The organism is Gottfriedia sp. NPDC056225 (genome assembly GCF_042267765.1).
GTDB lineage: Bacteria > Bacillota > Bacilli > Bacillales > Bacillaceae_G > Gottfriedia.
Genome location: NZ_JBHJTJ010000057.1, coordinates 1 through 18,272, shown reverse-complemented (window position 1 = coordinate 18,272; position 18,272 = coordinate 1). Strand labels below are relative to the sequence as shown.

Genomic DNA, 18,272 nt, shown 5'->3' with positions numbered 1-18,272 from the left:
CAGACATCTTTTCCCATTATATGCATATTTTTCTCTTGAAATATCAAAGAGAGTTTTATTATAAAATACGATGTAAACTTTAATTGCACCATATGTTTTTTTAGTGCTTATTTTCTTTAAAAAATTTAATTAATTTTAAAATATCCTCACTTTCAAGAAAAGCTTTTTCTTGTCCGTCTAGATAAAAGCTAATTATAGAGATACCATAATAATTTCCATTGTTTTCTATTATTTCCCAATTAACCTACTCAACATAAATTGGATCTCTTTTACCATCATCTTCAAAATGGCCAGTAAACCCAATATATAAAGCCCCAAGGATTAAGATCATAAATATAAAGCTAATGCTAATAATACTTGTATTTTTCAATTTATCCTTCCTTTTTATAGACTTTTCAAATAGCTTTTATTATTTCATGATTAATCAGGAAAATTACTAGTATTTAGTATTTCTTCAAATCTAACTATAAAATGGTAATTAAAAGGGTTGTTATAATATTTATCATTTAAAACAATACATTTTACTACTTTACCTAAAGAATTCCCCCAAGCAAAAACTGGGTCTACTGTCTGTAAAGAATATGTTCCGAATCGAGAATTTAAAACATTTCTTGAAATAGCATAATTAGAAATATAATTATCATATCTACCTAGTAATTCAAAAGCATTTTTTGCTTGTATGATGACAGCGAATGATGGTTTTAAAGCAACTAGGGTAATTCCTGGAGCATTAAAAGTTCTAGTAAAAGAACTATTTGGAACAGTAATTCCACCATCAACAACTTCAGTTTGTGCCCATGCAGCTAAGTATCCACCTAAAGAATGGCCAGTAAAATATACTTTACCTATATCGTTTGTATATTTCTTAATTATGGATCTAATCCATTCTATAGAGTCTGGTACTTGATTTACATGCAAGCCCGCTACAACCTCAACTGCATCAGAAGCTACTATGTCTTTTCCACCTCTTGTTCCCCTAAAAGTAAAACAATAATCGGATTTTCCTTTATATGTTGGACTAGTTCTTTTAAAAACCGCGGCATCCAAACCTCCAGAAGTATGCTTTGATCCAACGAAAGTCCAGCCATTGGATATAAATTTTTTTATATTTGCATCTGATTCGTAAACTATCCTTGCCATTCTAAATAATTGAATCCGCATTGATTAAGTTGCTAATTTGTTCAACTTTTCACATTCCTCACCGTAAAATAATGAAAACTCATGTATATTTTACCAGTAGATTAGTAGAATGAATTATAATATAATAGAATACTTTGTTAACAAATTTTAATATTCTAAGATAGTGACTCATAGAGCAGAAAATAAGTATTAGAATTCCTTTAATAATAAAACTCATGAGATATTAAAAGTTATTTATATAGTTATCTTAAAAAATTATTATTCCCTAAGTTTACAGGACCTGTAAAACTAAATTAATATTTATTACATTAGTGAAAAAGATAAAAGCAAAAATGGCGTTCCCTATAAATAGGAGAACGCCATTTTTTAATTCATCAACTTTTCAACAGTAGGTATATCAGCAGGAGCCCATTCTAGCTCTTCTAAATCCGAAACATCTTTCCACTCCAATTTTGCATGCTCACTTGCAACTGGAGTACCTAGTGAAATCTCTGCTTCAAAAGTTAACAAGTTTACAATAATTGCATCATATTCATGTACAACATCTTCAACCAAATCTGAAACTACAATTTCACAGCCTAATTCTTCTTTAATTTCTCGAACTAGAGTCTCTTCAGGCTTCTCACCTTTTTCAATTTTACCACCTGGAAATTCCCATAAGTTTGGTAAACTCATTTCAGGTGATCTAAGAGCACACAGAATTTGATTTTCATTGTTTCGAATTACCGCTCCAACTACTTTAATTTGTTTTTTCATTATTTACATCCCTTTATTTATGTTATTTAATTCTATTATATTGTATAAATTCTCCAATTAAAATAAAGGAATTATTTCATATTTTTAAAATCAAACTTCATCATTTTCTCCACTGATAATATAATAGTACAACTTACTTTCAATACTATTTTCCATGATCATATTCATCTGTACAACCGGAAGTTCTTTACCATTTTTATCTAACATGGTCGATTGCTTTACAGTACTTTTATCAGGAAGTGATTTTCCAAGGTAGTAGAAATCTCCACCTTCATCATTATCCTTTTTCACAAATATATGGATATCAATATTATTTTCTTGAGCATTTATTATTTTTTTAACTTCTTCTGATTCTAATGAACGATTACTTCTTGTAAACCAATTTATGACTTCCTGATTTATAAATTCATCACCATATGCCACACTGGACTCTACTTCTTCATGTTTATGATATGTTACAAATATTGGACAAGTATTATATTTTGTTTTGTAGCCATACATTGTTGAACTTTCGTCATTGGACCAATTTAATAATCTGCATGCATCTTTTCTTGTGTATTTTTCATACAGTGTAAATGGTACATCTGATTGATACTTAATACTCTTTTCTTTAGATGTGTTAATTACATCCCAAACCATTTTCTTAAAGTGATATCTAGTTTGTAAACTTTCTACAATCGAACCATTAAATCTAAAATTGTTATTTTCATCTAGTATTACAATTGGTATTTCGCCATATTTGCTTGTAAATGATATTGTAAAGAATGACAAATCAAACAATCCTTTAACAGAATTTATCGCTGAATCATCAATTGCACAATTGTTTTCTTTTAAATGATCTATATAATCATTCATCTTTACTATTCCATCGTTTAAAAGTAACTCCAAAAGAATTATTTCATGCTTTCGTTTACCATTTAATATTTCTAAAGAAAGGAATGTTAAAACTTTATCTTCATAATCACTTAATAATGGAACATCTTCTTTAAGTTTCAATAAAAATTGTTGATAGTTCGGATACTTATTTACAATTACATTGGGATCAATTGAATTGTTAGTTATAAAATCATATAAAAATGGAGTTCTTCCAATTCTATTTTTAAGTTCAACAAATGCCTCTCGAAGTTTTTTCAACTCTGTTAGATTACTATTATTAATTGAACTAAATATTAACTTCTTAGCTATTTCTTCAAAATTAATAGAAGAAACACCTTTAATATAGCTTGAACCCTTCATATTTCTTCGAATACTATCTTTGTTTAATGATTTGTCTCCAGAAAGTGCAATCGGAATTAAATAATTATTTCGGTAGTTACCGATAAAATCTATAATCGTAACAAATTCTTTTGAACCATGTTTACGTAATCCTCGACCTAGTTGCTGGATAAATATAATGCTTGATTGTGTTTGTCTTAGCATTACTACTTGATTAACACATGGAATATCGATACCTTCATTAAAGATATCAACAGTAATGATATAATCTAAGTTAGCATTTTCTAATTGTTCTACTTTACTTGCCCTTTCTTCTTGTGAATGATCCCCTGTTAAAGCAAAAGTATTATAACCTTTTTGGTTCAATGCAATTGATAATTTTTCAGCCTCTTCTTTTCTGCTACAGAAAATTAGACCTTTTACTTTCTCTCCTGAATAACCATAATATTCGATTTTATCAATTAAATGGTTTACACGTTCATCTGTTACTAACTTTGATAATATTGTAGCATCATCTATTGTTTCTCCATCCAACTCAAGATCAGTCACTCCAAAGTAATGGAACGGACAAAGCATATCTTCCTCAAGAGCTTCTTGTAAACGGATTTCATATGCAATATTGTAATCAAATAGTTCATATATATTGAAATCATCAGTTCGCTCAGGTGTTGCAGTCATCCCCATTAAAAACTTCGGTTTAAAATAATTGGTAACTTTTTGATATGATTGAGCTCCTGCTTTATGAACTTCATCTATTAAAATATAATCAAACTCTTCAGGATCAAATTGTTGTAATGTTTCATCTTTAGAGATTGTTTGAATTGTAGCAAATAAATACTTAGCATCTTTTTGTTTATTTGTGCCTGATAAAATACCAAAATCCTCTTCACTTCCACCAAGTACTTTTATATAATCTGACTTAGCCTTCTGTAAAATTTGCTCACGATGAACGATAAATAACATTTTTTTCGGCATATAACTTCTAACATCAAATGCTGAAAGATAAGTTTTCCCTGTCCCTGTGGCTGAAATAATTAGTCCCTTATCTTTTCCAGCCTCACGAACTGCTTTAATTTCTGCTAATGCTGCCTGTTGCATTTTATTTGGCACAACTTTTAACGCTTCTTCTATTGGATTAGTTTGATATGAAACTGGGAAATCAGAAATTTGATCAAATACTTTATTTTCTACTAACTGTGTATAAACCGTTTCATAATTTTCAATCCACTCAAAGTTTAATGGATGAGCTTTTTCCCATACTTCTTCAAATTGTTCTTTAAAATGACGAACAATTTCACCATCTTCATGTGAAGTAAGCTTAATATTCCATTCATAATTTACTTTTAAGGCATTGGCAGTTAAGTTGGAACTCCCAACAATTAGTGAGTAATGAGTGTCATTATTAAAGATATACCCCTTTGAATGAAATCCCTCTAAATTCGTTAATCGAACTTCAACATTCGAAATCTTCATTAACTCTCTAAAAATTTTAGGCTGATTAAAACTTAAATAAGTTGAAGTTAAAATGCGACCACTTACACCTTTACGCTTAAGGTCAAGTAAATGGGACTTAAGCATAGCAAGTCCACTTTCGGTTATAAAAGCAACAGAAAAATAAAAAGTCTTACAATTATCAAGTTCTTCTAATAGAGTAGATAATACATTTTCATTATTTTTTGTATTATTGACTAGTAATTTCGGAGCAAAGTTTCCGTTATTATTATGCTTTTGATCTATAAACCCTTTGTGTAAAGACTCTTGAAGTTTTTGAATGAAATTCACCATACGATCCCCAATCATTACAGTTTTTTATTTCTAATTTGGATTTTAACTTAAAAGGATGTTTAATTCTATGAATTTTGGCACTATAATTTACATTATTTGTATTACGTTAAGAATACAATAAAACCTACTCAAAAAATTGAGTAGGTTTTAAATTAATTAATAAACTCCCTATACAGAACCTAATTCGGTTTAAAAATATTTCTCTTATGCCATTTATAATACTCTTTATTTTTAGAACTAATCTGAATCTTAAACGTTGGATCTAAACCATATATTTTATAATCATCACCACTAATAACTGAAGAAATATGCAACCGTCCTTGTGCATCAAATGTAATTAAACCATTATCATAAAGTGCATCATGATTGCAACAAAGTAATATACCATTGTATGGATCTAATCGTTCTAAATTAGTGCTATCTTTCCATGGCTTAGAATGACTTGCTCTTAATAGCTCTGATAAATTTATAGCACACAGCGCGCATTTACCACCCCATAAGGGAATCAATGTTTTTCTAAACTTCTGTTGACCCAATCTAATTTTAGCCTTAATCTCTGATTCAGTCTCAGCAATGACTGGAATTAAAGTATTATTTTCAATTCTTCTTACTTCATCAATTGAAAACTCTAATTGTTCTTCATTTATATGATAAATATTTAATTCACTTATTAGTTCAAGTAATTTTATTGCTAATTCTTCATTACATGGAAATAGGTAGCCTTGGTTACCATTACCATTTGTTTGGAATGGTGAATACACGCTCGGTAGTGCTGATGAAATATGACTAATATTTTCTTTTATATTAACCTCTATGTCTAACTGATGGTATTCTAATTTAACTAAATATCCATCTTCATTCCATTCACTTTTATTTCTTAAATTAAAAGGTATTTTCGCTTTTTCACATCCTGTACTGGCGATACTAATAGCTACAATATTTCCTTTTACAAAGTGAAAAACTCGATCACCTTTCTCTACTTCTTTCATGCGTAGCCAAAAATGAGGCTCTTTGCCACCTTTATCTGTTTGGGGAGACCAGATAATTCCAAGATTTTTTTCTTCTTGATAAGTTCGTCCTTGCATAACAATAAAATTATTCAAATCATTTCCCCCTAAGGTTAATTCAAATATTTTATTATGTTATATAAAATGATATACCCTTATACGTTGAAAACTTACAGGCCTGGATTAAATGCATTAAATATATAAAAAATAATTCTGATTTCATTAATTGCATTTTATTGAGAGTATTAATTTTAACACCTTATTCTTTAATTTAAATCAAAATAAAAGAGCCCTTTAAAGGCTCTACTTAATGTCACATATGATAAAAAATCATTAAAGAATACTAGTTTATTTTAACTATTATTCTGAAGTTCCAACAACTTAGCTCTCAACTTCGAATCACTAGCATAGATATATAACCCACGAATTCCTCTCTTCATAAGAACATTAAGCGAATTTAAAATAATCTTCTCCTTAATACTCTCACTATCTTCAAACTCATCCTTACCTCGAAAAGCCTCAGTATCCTTATAATTCTCTGTAAGAATTTTCAATTCATCTGTGCGTTCATCATACGAAATTGAAGGCCCAAGAATTACACCTACATAATTTAAATCAAAACCTTGAATTGTATAAATTGATCCTACTTCTCGAATTGTGTCTGCTTCTTCTGCCCATGTAATATTTCCGTAATCACCATTCCAAGGGAGTTTAAAATCTCCCTCTTCAACATAATACTGTTGACCGTCTTTCTTATGTATGTAGTCGAATGTAGATACTATTCTTGCTAAACCAACTTTGTTATTCATCTCCTGTATTTCTTCATACATTTTTGCTGCTGAATCAAATATTCTAAAATCATAATTAGGATCGCTTGGTATTTCAGTAATCTTCTTTTCAACAAATTTATCAATCCAATTCACCATTGCATTACTTGCTTTCATTCGGAATTGGTTAGTTAGCTTGTAAGTCGGTTCAGTATTAATACCTTTAATAATAGATTGAAGCTTTTCTTCATTCCAGTAGCTCTTCATCTTCAATACTTGTTTGTCATCATAAACAGCAATAACAATTTTGCTATGGTTAATAATTTCTTGTAATTGATTTTCCTCAACAAAATTATTATATGGATCGGGCTTTGTTAATAATAAATGCGCTTCATCTATTAATACTATGTCTGCCTTTTCCATCGTTTTTTTCCGTTGATTAATAAAGGATGTCGGCTTTTCAAAATTTTTCTTAGTGAGTGCTTTCACTTTTCCTGCAATTTTCTTATATGTTTTTAACATTTCTGAATGATTAACTAATAAATAGTTATTGGTATTATGCAAAACTGACGACTTTTCCATTGAAAGCTCTTGAATTTTATTAAATACGGAGCTTAAAACAACACTTTTCCCAACCCCTGCTTCCCCTTTTATTAAGAAAATAAAGGGTTCATGATCAAGAATATGATTTTTACATACTTCGATAATCTTTTGTTGGAGCTCCAACTGTTCAATTGATAATTCTTTAAAGGGTGAGAGCTTAAATAAATCCTTATTTTCAATAGTACTTCTCGAATTATCTACTATATCTCTACTTAAAAGTTCATCCCAAATGCTATCAAACAATTCCTCATTAAAGAATTTTTTTTCATAATAATTGTGAGTTACACTATTACTTGTTTGACTTATGTTTTGTAATTTGTACCGTTCATCAGCAAGAAAATAATTGATTAACTTAGTTTCAATATTGTAAGTTGCTGATCGATTAAACTTTTCATGAATTATCAAAGACATCTTAGTTAATAATTTTCTTTCGCGATTATTTAAGTGATCCCTCATACGATTTCTTACTGCAACTGTTTCACCAATATAGACTGATGTATCATTATTTAAAAAGTAGACTAATGGATAATCAATATAGTAATCGTTCATATAATCTAATGACGACCTATCAAAAGGAAATGTTTTTATATCTACAATACTCATTATGTATCCTACCTACCTCACAAACAGGTTTAATGAAGCTTATAATTACTATTATTTTTTCGCTGGATATTTTATAGCATTCTTCTCCATTTTCTTAAATGCTTCCTCTTCCAAGTCAATATTTAATTTATCCGCTAACTGAAGTAAATATATAAATACATCTGCCATCTCTTCTTTAATATTTTGCATAGATTCAGTAACGGCATCTTCACTAGTTTTCCATTGGAAATTTTCTAAAAGTTCATTCGCTTCTAATGAAATAGAAATTGCTAAATCTTTTTCGTTATGGTATTCGGCCCAACCTCGCTCATCTCTAAACTCAGTAATTTTTTTTATTAACTCTTTCATTTATAGCCCCACCTAGTTTATATTTCTATTTTTGTAAATATGTTCTAGTTTATCATTTGTTCTAATGTAAATGAAAGTTGTAGTATCACGTTGACAATCCGGAAATCAGCATTATTATCACTAAATAAATTTCAATCAAAAAAATTATCAACAGTTCTATAAATTTTTTATTTGTAAACAATGAAAAAAGCCCTCTTAAAAGGGCTCTCAATACTATTCCATATCCAACAATTGTCTCATAACTGGAAATTACTTATAAATACATCTCACTGTATTCCTATCGGAAAAAACGCCCCCAATATCATAGCCCCTAAAATTGCTCCACCAGCAACTGGCTTTTTCCAAGCATAAAAAATAGCAGCACCAATTATCGATCCAAAACCAATAGGTATCGAGGCAGAACAAGCTGAAATAATAATTAACGGACCTAAAAATCGTCCCGATGTATTTCCAGCACCCATCATAACATCTGCCCCAAATGTTGAATTGGATTGCTTCACTGTAAACTTTCGTATTCCAATAATGGCATAACCAATAGCAAGCCCTAGGATTGTACCTGTTATTAATGAAAGAACAAATGATTCAATAGGTGCTGTAATACCTGCCCCTAAAAGTAGTGCTGGTACACCAATTCCAATTCCTGTCTGAATGGCTCCACCAATATCTAAAATTCCGACAAGCGAGCCTTCTAATACACGTGCAAATAAGAAGCTTGCACCAAATGCAGCCGCTGCGCCATATCCCGCTCCTTCGATACCAACTTGTAGCATTGCAACAATTGCAACATCATTAAATGCACCAATTTTATAAACATAATACATATGTGTCCCAGCAAATACCCCTGCAGATAGAAGTGCGACAAATAATGGAAATGACCAATCTGCGTACCAAAAATTCTTTTGAAAATTTAATTCTTTTTTATTTATTACTTCTGTACCCATCTATTTCACCTCTAGTCCAAGCATTTTATGAAGATTAATTAACCAGGAAGGAACGTCTAAATTAAAGCCTCTTATAAAATTAATATCAAATCCTCGGAAGAAGGCACTAAAGACAAATAATATAATTACTGATGATAATAAAGTTTTTGTCACTTTATTCCACCCATTTTCGTCTACACCTTTACCAATTAAAATACCAAGAACCACACCAGGTACAGCGTTTCCCATTATAAGATGTGCAACTCCACCAAAGATTGTTCCCCACATTCCTGATCGCTTACCAGCATCTAATGCTGCTAACCAGAAAATAACAGGCATGACAGGATTGATTAATAAATTCGCCGCTGGAACTAGTACTTTTAAAGCAATTGCTTGAAGTGATTCAGGTATCGCTGAAGCAGTTGAGTTTAAAAACGTCACAACAATTGCACCGATAATTGCACCTGCTATTGCCATTTTCTTTGGATTATGTAGAGTATCTTCTGGTAATCTGCCTACTATGAAATCAGACATTACTTTACATTACAAAGGCATTACTCTCATTATTGATACGAAATACTATGCAAAAAATATGCAAACAAACAACTTATACAATAGTAAAACCATATATTCATATAACATGTATCAGATATTTACCTACGTAAAAAATAAGGATTACACGAACTCCGGTAATGTTAGCGGTGTTTTACTTTATGCAAGAACAGATGAAGAACTGGTACCAGACAATGACTTTTTATTAAATGGAAATCGTATAAGTGTTAAAACACTGGATTTAAATACTGATTTCTCAAATATTTCAGAGCAACTGAACCTATTAGCTGAAGGATTTTTATTTCATTAAATAACAATTAAATTCATTTCCTGTTCTAATTATTGAACCATTACTCAACATTTACTTTCAACTTAATGTTGAGTAATACCTACTTTAACAGCTTGTCCGATTCCGTATGCTTTATCTTCTTAGTTTTCACTCCCTACACAAGAACCACCCTTAGCTTTTGTAGATTCTTCTACCCCACTACCTATGCACCTCGATTTTAGTAACTGACATAATTGTAATTATAATGTCATCAAAACAGGCAAATTTTCACTTGTATGTTAATATAGATTGAATCTAATATTTTTCTTTAATTTGGAAAAATTAACAAAGAGGTGTAAGATATGCGATTGTTAATTATGGATGATGATCGGGAGATTGGCTCTTTTTTACAGGAGATGCTGCAAGAGGCTTCATTTGAAGTGGATTTTTTTGATAATGCGAAAGATACATACTATGCTGCATTAGAAAACAATTATGATCTAATGCTTTTAGATATAACGTTGGATTCATTTGCTCAATATGGTTTAATGTGCTCTGGATTTGATGTTGCGAGGATGATAACTGAAAAAAAGAGCACACCGTATATTTACTTAACTGCTAGGGCTGATCCAACAGATGTTACTCAAGGGTTGTATTCAGGTGCGGAAGATTACATCACAAAGCCTTATTCTTTACCAATATTAATTGCTAAAATTCAAACGGTGCTGCGAAGATTAGGGAAGTCTTCAATGTCTGAAACGTTGTCATACAAGGATTTAACGATATCTTTAACAAATCGTAGAGTGACTGTTGGGCAGGAGATTATTTGTCCAAGTCCTATTCTATACGATATTCTTGTCTATTTACTTAAAAATAAAAACCATCCTGTTTCACGTGAAGAATTAGCGAAAGAAGTTTGGCAACATGAAGACGTTTCTGATTCTGACAAAAACAAGATTGATGTGGCGATTAAACGATTACGTGAGATTTTGCCTGCTAAATATATACAGGCTGTACGCGGGTTAGGATATATCATTGAAGATTAGATCAAATTCAACTTTACAAGCTACGATTCGTGCAGCAACGTTTAATTTAATTCTGCTTGCCGTTGTCATTAGTATTATGGCTCCTGTTACATTATTATATAGGATTCACCAATACGTTCTTACTGAGGGCGAAGAGAACTATCAGCGATTAGAAAGTGCTGCATGGTTATTGCAAGTACCGGATTCAACAATACCCAAAAAAGGAAAAGATGTTTACCTTTCGACAATACCATTGTCAAGTTCAGTACTTGTAATAAACAATTACAAAACAAAAACCGTTCATGCTTATAATCCCCTCCTTATCAATCATGAGCACCAGTTACCTGAATTAGCATTCACAAAAGTAAACGAAAGTAAGATTAACAATTTTTATCGTACTACTATTAGTCTAGCTGTCAAAGTGAATACGTTTTTAGTAAAGAAAGGATTTTTTAAAGATCGAGATTATGTACGTGTTGAGAAAATCGGTCAAAATGATTATGTTCAAGTACTTTATCCGATCAATTCTAAATCTTATAACTTTAATGGAGTAGCAAACTTTTATACAAATATCCAACTCGAGTTTAAGCCAGTATTTCGTTCCACTGTTACAACTTTTGTGACTTCTTTAATTACTCTAATTATTATTTCATTTATCGCATCTTTTTTTGCGATGAGAGATATATTTGTTCCTTTAGACCGTGCATTAAAAAAGCTGGTAGTTGTAAATAAAGGGATGTTTAATGAGCGAATAACAGTTGAAAAACATCAAAATGATTATGTTGATGATCTAAGTGAGCAAATTAATATTATTCTACATCGGGCGGAACGAGCAATTCGATCTCAGGAACAAAGTGCACGCGAAATTACACATCAAATTCGAACACCACTAACGTCTATTCAGCAATCAGTAGATTATTTCCGTATGTTTGGGTTTCATAATGAGAAAAAAAGAGAAGAAAGGTTGAACAGTATTGAATCACAAGTTGAACGAATCGCTTCAATGATTAATAAAATCATTACCTTATCTAAATTAGAAGAAATCCAGACAGAAAATACCGAAAGCTATGATTTATCGAGTTTTATTAACCAATACTTATTTAGAAATAAAACGGTTTATGAAGATACTACTTTTGAACAATCAATACAAGAAGAAATCTATACTTTTATTTCTTATGAAAATATCCTTCAAATATTGGACTCACTGATCGAAAATGCTGTGAAATATTCGTTTGAGCCAAAGAAAATTCATATTGGATTATCGTCTGATGAATCAATCATTCATCTCTCTGTAATAAATCGTGGAGTAGAAATACCAAAGGATGAAATCGAAAAGATATTTGAACATTCTTATCGGGCAAAAGCTGTCCAAAAAAATTATGTTGGCACTGGTTTAGGCCTAGCTGTTGTAAAAAGGTTTGTTGATTTATATCATGGTGATATCCATGTAACGAGTGAAAAGAATATCACTTGTTTTATTATTACTTTACCGAACAAGCTTAAGGAAGAAAGTAAAGTGGACTAATATAAAAAAGGGTTACCCATAAGCAAGCATGCTTAACTTATGGAGTAACCCTTTTTTATTGTAACACTTTGATGCCTTTCCTTAGCAAATCGAATTAGACGAAACAATTGATTAATTGTCATCCTCAAGTTTTCTGTAGTAATCTCCTTATCCAACGAATAAGAATAACTTCAACAATTTGATCATCAGTATCGCTTACTTATATATGTACTAAAAGCGTGCTAAAAAAGAGAACAACCATACAATTGTTCTCTCATTTTTATTTTTTACTTAACAATAAAATAACGTACTCGATATTGTTTAAATTATATAAAGGCTCTATATATGCAGTTTGATTTAGCCCTAAATTATCGATTTTAACATCTTTTACTCTACCTATTTCAATATCCGGTAAATAAATTCCACCAAGACCCGAGGTAACAATGATTTTTCCATTTTTCAATTTATCATTTACATTGAAAAGAGTCATTTTTAAATAACCAGTTTTCTCATCTGCACCTTTGATTAGCCCCTGTAATTTATTATTACCTTTAGGTTGAACGGATATATAAGATGTATAATTTGCCGCACTTAATAAATCCACTTTCGAACTATTTTTAGACACTTCGATTACTTTGCCTACTAGCCCTTGAGAGGTAATTACATTTGTATTTATTTTTACGCCATCGTCAGAACCCTTATTAATATAAATAAAGCTATTCCAGCTTTCATTATCTCTCTGTGTAACGACTGCAACTGCAGTATTGTATTTTAGATTCTCTTTATTCAGTCTTTCTTTAAGACTTTTTAACTCTTTATTTTCTACGCCCAATTCAATATTTTTCGAATTTAAAGCTGTTTCATTTCCCATTTTTGCATTTAAGTAATCATTCTCTTTTTCTAATGTAAGCAGATCACTAATATTATTAGTGTGATTTTTGAATGTACTGCTTTTCGTAAATAAATAGCCACTTCCAATTAGAATAACGATTAAAGCCAGTAATATATATTTTTTCATTATAGTTTATCCTTTGATTTTAATTATGAACTCATTCTCCTACATTTTAGAATAACATGAAAAATATTCCAAAAAATAGAGTTAATATGACAATATTGTGATTAATATTACGTATTATACTCTGAATTAACTAAAATATAAAATCAAAGGAAAAATAAGTCACTTATTTTATCTTCATTAATCTATAAAAGTGGCACGGAATTTAGTCTATAGTAGAAGTTTTTCAACTGTTGGAAGATCCGCTTGCGCCCACTCAAGTTCTTTTAATTCAGAAATCTCTTTCCATTCTATTTTTTCATGCTCATTAGCTATAGGAATACCCCATTTTATTTTTGCTTCATATGTAATTAAATTTACTATTATATTTGGATACTCATGGATTACATCTTCAATCAATTCAGAAACTATAATTTCACAACCTAATTCTTCTTGTATTTCTCGTGCTAAAGCTTCTTCTGGTTTCTCGCCATCCTCAATTTTTCCACCTGGAAATTCCCAACTATTTGGTTGGCTCATTTCTGGTGAACGTAAGGCACATAGTATTTGGTTTTCATTGTTTCTGATTACGGCTCCTACTACTTTAACTTGTTTTTTCAATTTTAGTCATTTCCTTTTTTTCGAATATGTATCTTAAGTTGATTATATATTGTTTGCAACTTACATTCATCAACTGGTCTAGCAATAAAGTAATAAAAGCGAGTAAACCTTTATTAGAATACAATTAAAAGTATTACGATTCCTCACCCCCACCTAGGCGAATGCATATATTGTTAACCAATATATGTAACGAAAGGGGGCTATTATCATGCATGTTGATTTAACAGCCATACATTGGCTTTATGTAGCATTTATAGGTTTAATTATTTTATTTTTAATTCTTAGACGTGACACCAGCCTCGTCTGCCTAGTTGGAATTTTCCTACTTGGCCTAGTAGCAACTGAGTCACTTTCTAGTTCAGTTAGTATCTTATTTTCAAGTTTCATATACGCCATCACTCAATTACTATCCACGATTTTAGTAATCTCGATTATCGTTTCGATGAGTAAAGCATTAACTGATAGTGGGGTGCATCAGGCACTAATTAGTCCTTTTACAAAGGTGATGCGAAACGCCACCTTATCCTATTGGACAATTGGTATTGTAATGATGATTGTATCTTGGTTTTTCTGGCCATCTCCTGCAGTAGCTTTAATTGGTGCAGTTTTACTTCCAGTTGCTTTAAGAGTTGGGTTACCAGCTTTAGGTGTTGCGATGGCTATGAATTTATTTGGTCATGGGATCGCTCTTTCAAGTGATTATGTCATCCAAGGTGCTCCGAAACTAACAGCTGACGCAGCTGGCATACCGGTTTCGGATGTTATTCATGCAAGTATTCCACTTGTGATCGTAATGGGGGTCGTGACTACTGTAGTTGCTTTTTACTTCTTAAAACGAGATATGAAAAGAGGACTTTTAACTGTAGAACTACCTGAGGAAGAAACTAAAGCAGAGGATTATCTCCTAACATCCACTCAGCAAAAATGGATGGCAGCTCTTGTTTTCATTTTATTTGCAGTCGATATTTGGGCAATGGTTCACTTCAATTTACAAGGCGGAGATGCAACTGCCTTAATCGGCGGTACATCACTAATAATTCTTTCCATACTATCCATGTTCGGACATAAAAATAAAGGATTTGAAGAAGTAACCAATTATTTAATTCATGGCTTCAAGTTTGGGTTTAAAGTATTTGGTCCAGTTATTCCAATTGCAGCTTTCTTCTATCTTGGGGATAGTGGATTTACGGCAATTATTGGGGACTACCTACCAAAAGGATCAAATGGAATTGTAAATGATTTAGGCTTTGCTTTAGCTCACGCAGTGCCAGTAAATCCAGGAGTTGCAGGTGTGACATTAACTACAGTTGGTGCAATTACTGGATTAGATGGGTCTGGATTCTCTGGAATTTCGCTTGCTGGTTCAGTTGCTTCACTATTTGCTACGGCGATTGGTCATGGAGTTGCGACTTTAACTGCAATGGGGCAAATTGCTGCGATTTGGGTTGGTGGAGGAACACTTACATAGACATAAGACCACCAATAAAAACAAAAAAGCACAGCGTGTATAAGAGTGTTGGTAGCACTACTTATACCGTCAGCCTACTCACGATAGGCAAACACTTGCTGTACCTTTATTTGTATTCTAATACAAATAGGTGCTTCTTAGCAATGGTTTGCTTACACCTGGCAAATCGTTGTTTTTTTGTATCCAAAAGGAGACAAAACTGTGAAGCAGGGAATTCAAATTATCGCAAGTGAAGATACTTATTTTAATTTACGTACATTTAAAGAAGTTAACGAGTTAAATGAAGCTGTAAGAGCGTACAAAGTCCAATTTAAGTGTGATTTATCTAAGTCGGCAAAAAAGGTATTAGAATTACTTCAACGCTATTCTACGAAGTATTTAGGTGTTTCATTTCTAAGTAAAAATACTATTGCTGATAAATTAGAGATTAGTAGACGTACAGTCATTAGAGTTTGTCATCAACTAGAAAAACTAGGGATTATTAAACAATATGAGATGAAAAGAAATAAAGATATGATGCAAACTAGTAATGCAATTGTGATCCAAGCATTAAATAGTGACGATGTCACACAAGAGGTTGTTGAAATGTCACACCAAGAAAACAATACCTACTTAAAACAAAATAATAATAATAATCATTTAAATGTTAAACGTATTCCGTATATAAAATTTGTTCCTAGAAATCTTCAACACTTTCAAGCTTTCTTAGGATCAGTAGTTAAAGACTTATATGGACGAGTATGGTTAGCTGCTAAAAAATTAAACGTTATTGTGGGCCAAGAAACTATGCAAAAAGTTGGATTTATTACTGTAAGTCAAATTAAACATTACATTAAATCTGGTAAACAGTTAACAAATGAACAACAGTTAAAACTAGCTTATAAGATTGCATATAACCAATTGCAACAATTAGAATGTGATAAACCTCTAGCTCCAGTAGACTACTCTTATATTTTAACTATTGCTTCCAAAAAGAATCTAAGTTCAATTGGTTACAAAAAAGAAGATCTAAATGAACTTGGAATATATTAATCTATGGTTATTTCCAAGGTGTTACGAGTTTCTTTAATCTTTGTATTTTACTTGGTTGAATTTTTTCTAACTCGGTCACGATTCTTTGAATTAAATTAATATAATTATTACCTTGTTTCCATCCGCAATCATAATGAATTATTCTGGAACCACCACTAAAGACACTTAATTCATAAACACGACCATTAACAATCCCGTTATGGACTCGTTTGAAATTTAATTTAGCTTCAATTGTATATAGACCATATTTACCTAAAACAGTATTAGTCTTTTTGTCTAACTCACACTCAATAACATTTAACACGTTGGAGTTGATCACAAGTCAGCTCCTATTTCAGTATTTGGCAGGATAGTTGAATAACTTTTCTATAGAAAGAGATAATAGGCCTAAACCTTGTAATACGATGTACTAAAGTGAAGCGATGCTTAATAAATATAGAAAAAGTGAGGTGATGTTATGGATAAAGAAATCATGAAAGGTAGTATTGATATATTGTTACTTTCACTTATGAACACGAAGGAAATGTACGGATATGAAATTGTAAAAACATTGATAGAAAATAGTAACGAACTTTATAACATGAGTGAGGGAACTCTGTACCCTGCATTAAAAAGATTGGAAAATAAAAGTTGGCTTCAATCATATTGGGGTGATTCAGACGGAGGTGGGAGACGAAAATATTACAAAATTACTGAAGATGGTCAAAAAGAATTAAATAGAAAAATATTAGAATGGAATCAAATTAACAATTTAATAAAAGTTTGTTTGGAGGGAATGGCTTGGATAAAACCATTGAAACCTATCTTAATCAGATCGTAAACGAATTGAATTGTGATGAGAAAGAAAAAAGAGAAATAGCTGATGAAATGAACGATCATTTAAACTTGTTGAAAAATGAGTATATCGAACGAGGTTTTACAGATGAAGAAGCAATACAAAATGCAATAAAAAGTTTTGGTGAACAAAGAGAAATAAGTAATAGTTATCAAGAATCCTTGTTTCCTTATTACAAAATATTCAGGGAAGGAACTTGGATTTTATTCAGTTTATATTCTTTTGTTTTACTTTGGAATTTACTTCTTGTGAGATTGTTTAATCGAATGGTTAATGGCGATTCATTTAATCGGTACTTTCGGTATCCACAAAACTATAATGGTATTTTTGACATAAAAGCTTGGAAGTTAAATGCGAGTATTATTCCATTTAAAAATACTTTTGATTACATAAATGGATCTCACCAATTTAACCTAGATATTATAATTAACAATACAGTAGGAAACATTCTATTATTTCTACCACTGGGGGTTTTTCTTCCTATCTTATTTAAAAAATACAATAAGCTCCCAAAAGTTGTTAATAGCTCGATTATAATTAGTTTTTTGATTGAAGTTCTACAATTAGCTCTTCAAATCGGTCAGTTTGATATAGACGATTTAATATTGAATACAATAGGTTGCGTTATTGGATATTTCTTAATAAAAACAATAAATAAAATTGCAAATTTATCTAAAAAGAATATATTTCAAGAAACTAAAAGTTAAAAACTAAATATTAATTTTTTATGTAAAAAAGGATATTAGTTTTTGAAGAAGGTAAATTCGTTCTGGAATAAGAATATATCCTTGTACTTATCTTTATTTAAGGAGGGGTATCGTTGAAACGT

General features: G+C 31.0%; 18 protein-coding genes and 1 pseudogene. 7 read left to right on the top strand and 12 right to left on the bottom strand.

The genetic code is table 11. From position 1 onward, the window contains the following. Positions 1-244 precede the first annotated feature (244 nt). The 9 genes and pseudogenes from ACFCYN_RS22300 to ACFCYN_RS22260 form a co-directional block, all read right to left on the bottom strand. Positions 245-370, bottom strand: coding sequence for a hypothetical protein (locus ACFCYN_RS22300; RefSeq protein WP_375951858.1), 126 nt, complete (start codon positions 368-370; stop codon positions 245-247). 50 nt (positions 371-420) lie between these two features. After that, positions 421-1,140, bottom strand: a complete 720-nt coding sequence (locus ACFCYN_RS22295) for a prolyl oligopeptidase family serine peptidase (protein ID WP_375951856.1) — start codon at positions 1,138-1,140, stop codon at positions 421-423. A 366-nt stretch (positions 1,141-1,506) separates the two neighbouring features. Beyond that, positions 1,507-1,896, bottom strand: a complete 390-nt coding sequence (locus ACFCYN_RS22290) for a (deoxy)nucleoside triphosphate pyrophosphohydrolase (RefSeq protein ID WP_172443684.1) — start codon at positions 1,894-1,896, stop codon at positions 1,507-1,509. 90 nt (positions 1,897-1,986) lie between these two features. Next, positions 1,987-4,896: a DEAD/DEAH box helicase gene (locus ACFCYN_RS22285; protein ID WP_375951854.1), complete on the bottom strand. Its 2,910-nt coding sequence runs from the start codon at positions 4,894-4,896 to the stop codon at positions 1,987-1,989. Between the two features lie 179 nt (positions 4,897-5,075). Beyond that, positions 5,076-5,999 (bottom strand): HNH endonuclease, encoded by a 924-nt coding sequence (locus tag ACFCYN_RS22280; RefSeq protein WP_375951852.1) that lies wholly within the window; start codon positions 5,997-5,999, stop codon positions 5,076-5,078. 257 nt (positions 6,000-6,256) lie between these two features. Further along, positions 6,257-7,876 carry a DUF2075 domain-containing protein gene (locus ACFCYN_RS22275; RefSeq protein WP_375951850.1) on the bottom strand — a complete coding sequence of 540 codons (1,620 nt, stop codon included), beginning with the start codon at positions 7,874-7,876 and terminating at the stop codon, positions 6,257-6,259. Positions 7,877-7,927: 51 nt separating this feature from the next. Continuing rightward, a complete protein-coding gene (locus ACFCYN_RS22270) occupies positions 7,928-8,224 on the bottom strand; it encodes a nucleotide pyrophosphohydrolase (protein WP_172443682.1) in 297 nt (98 codons plus the stop codon). A 266-nt stretch (positions 8,225-8,490) separates the two neighbouring features. Further along, a complete protein-coding gene (locus ACFCYN_RS22265) occupies positions 8,491-9,165 on the bottom strand; it encodes a DUF4310 family protein (protein WP_375951848.1) in 675 nt (224 codons plus the stop codon). Continuing rightward, positions 9,166-9,645, bottom strand: a pseudogene (locus tag ACFCYN_RS22260) (DUF4311 domain-containing protein); the annotation flags it as partial. Positions 9,646-9,664: 19 nt separating this feature from the next. Here ACFCYN_RS22260 and ACFCYN_RS22255 point away from each other — a divergent pair. From ACFCYN_RS22255 to ACFCYN_RS22245, 3 genes are all read left to right on the top strand, one after another. Further along, complete coding sequence (locus tag ACFCYN_RS22255) at positions 9,665-10,006, top strand: McrC family protein (RefSeq protein ID WP_375951846.1); 342 nt, start codon at positions 9,665-9,667, stop codon at positions 10,004-10,006. A gap of 320 nt (positions 10,007-10,326) precedes the next feature. Further along, positions 10,327-11,010, top strand: coding sequence for a response regulator transcription factor (locus tag ACFCYN_RS22250; protein ID WP_375951845.1), 684 nt, complete (start codon positions 10,327-10,329; stop codon positions 11,008-11,010). Continuing rightward, the gene (locus ACFCYN_RS22245) at positions 11,000-12,514 is read left to right on the top strand and encodes a sensor histidine kinase (protein ID WP_375951843.1); all 1,515 of its coding nucleotides are present in this window, start codon (positions 11,000-11,002) and stop codon (positions 12,512-12,514) included. Before ACFCYN_RS22250 ends, ACFCYN_RS22245 begins: the two co-directional genes overlap by 11 nt. Before the next feature lie 259 nt (positions 12,515-12,773). On the opposite strand, the gene mreC is transcribed toward ACFCYN_RS22245, so the two are convergent. Both mreC and ACFCYN_RS22235 read right to left on the bottom strand, forming a co-directional pair. Then, a complete protein-coding gene (gene mreC, locus ACFCYN_RS22240; RefSeq protein WP_375951841.1) occupies positions 12,774-13,511 on the bottom strand; it encodes a rod shape-determining protein MreC in 738 nt (245 codons plus the stop codon). A gap of 207 nt (positions 13,512-13,718) precedes the next feature. Further along, the gene (locus ACFCYN_RS22235) at positions 13,719-14,108 is read right to left on the bottom strand and encodes a (deoxy)nucleoside triphosphate pyrophosphohydrolase (protein ID WP_375951839.1); all 390 of its coding nucleotides are present in this window, start codon (positions 14,106-14,108) and stop codon (positions 13,719-13,721) included. A gap of 208 nt (positions 14,109-14,316) precedes the next feature. Between ACFCYN_RS22235 and ACFCYN_RS22230 the strand changes: the two genes are divergently transcribed. Beyond that, positions 14,317-15,576, top strand: coding sequence for a hypothetical protein (locus ACFCYN_RS22230; RefSeq protein WP_375951837.1), 1,260 nt, complete (start codon positions 14,317-14,319; stop codon positions 15,574-15,576). A gap of 201 nt (positions 15,577-15,777) precedes the next feature. After that, on the top strand, positions 15,778-16,608 hold the full coding sequence (locus ACFCYN_RS22225) for a helix-turn-helix domain-containing protein (protein ID WP_375951836.1): 831 nt from the start codon (positions 15,778-15,780) through the stop codon (positions 16,606-16,608). Positions 16,609-16,615: 7 nt separating this feature from the next. On the opposite strand, the gene ACFCYN_RS22220 is transcribed toward ACFCYN_RS22225, so the two are convergent. Continuing rightward, positions 16,616-16,927 carry a hypothetical protein gene (locus tag ACFCYN_RS22220; protein ID WP_375951834.1) on the bottom strand — a complete coding sequence of 104 codons (312 nt, stop codon included), beginning with the start codon at positions 16,925-16,927 and terminating at the stop codon, positions 16,616-16,618. Between the two features lie 138 nt (positions 16,928-17,065). Between ACFCYN_RS22220 and ACFCYN_RS22215 the strand changes: the two genes are divergently transcribed. Next, entirely contained in the window at positions 17,066-17,428 is a 363-nt protein-coding gene (locus ACFCYN_RS22215) for a PadR family transcriptional regulator (protein ID WP_375951832.1), read from the top strand. Then, positions 17,389-18,150 (top strand): VanZ family protein, encoded by a 762-nt coding sequence (locus ACFCYN_RS22210; protein ID WP_375951830.1) that lies wholly within the window; start codon positions 17,389-17,391, stop codon positions 18,148-18,150. Before ACFCYN_RS22215 ends, ACFCYN_RS22210 begins: the two co-directional genes overlap by 40 nt. The last annotated feature ends 122 nt before the right edge of the window (positions 18,151-18,272 follow it).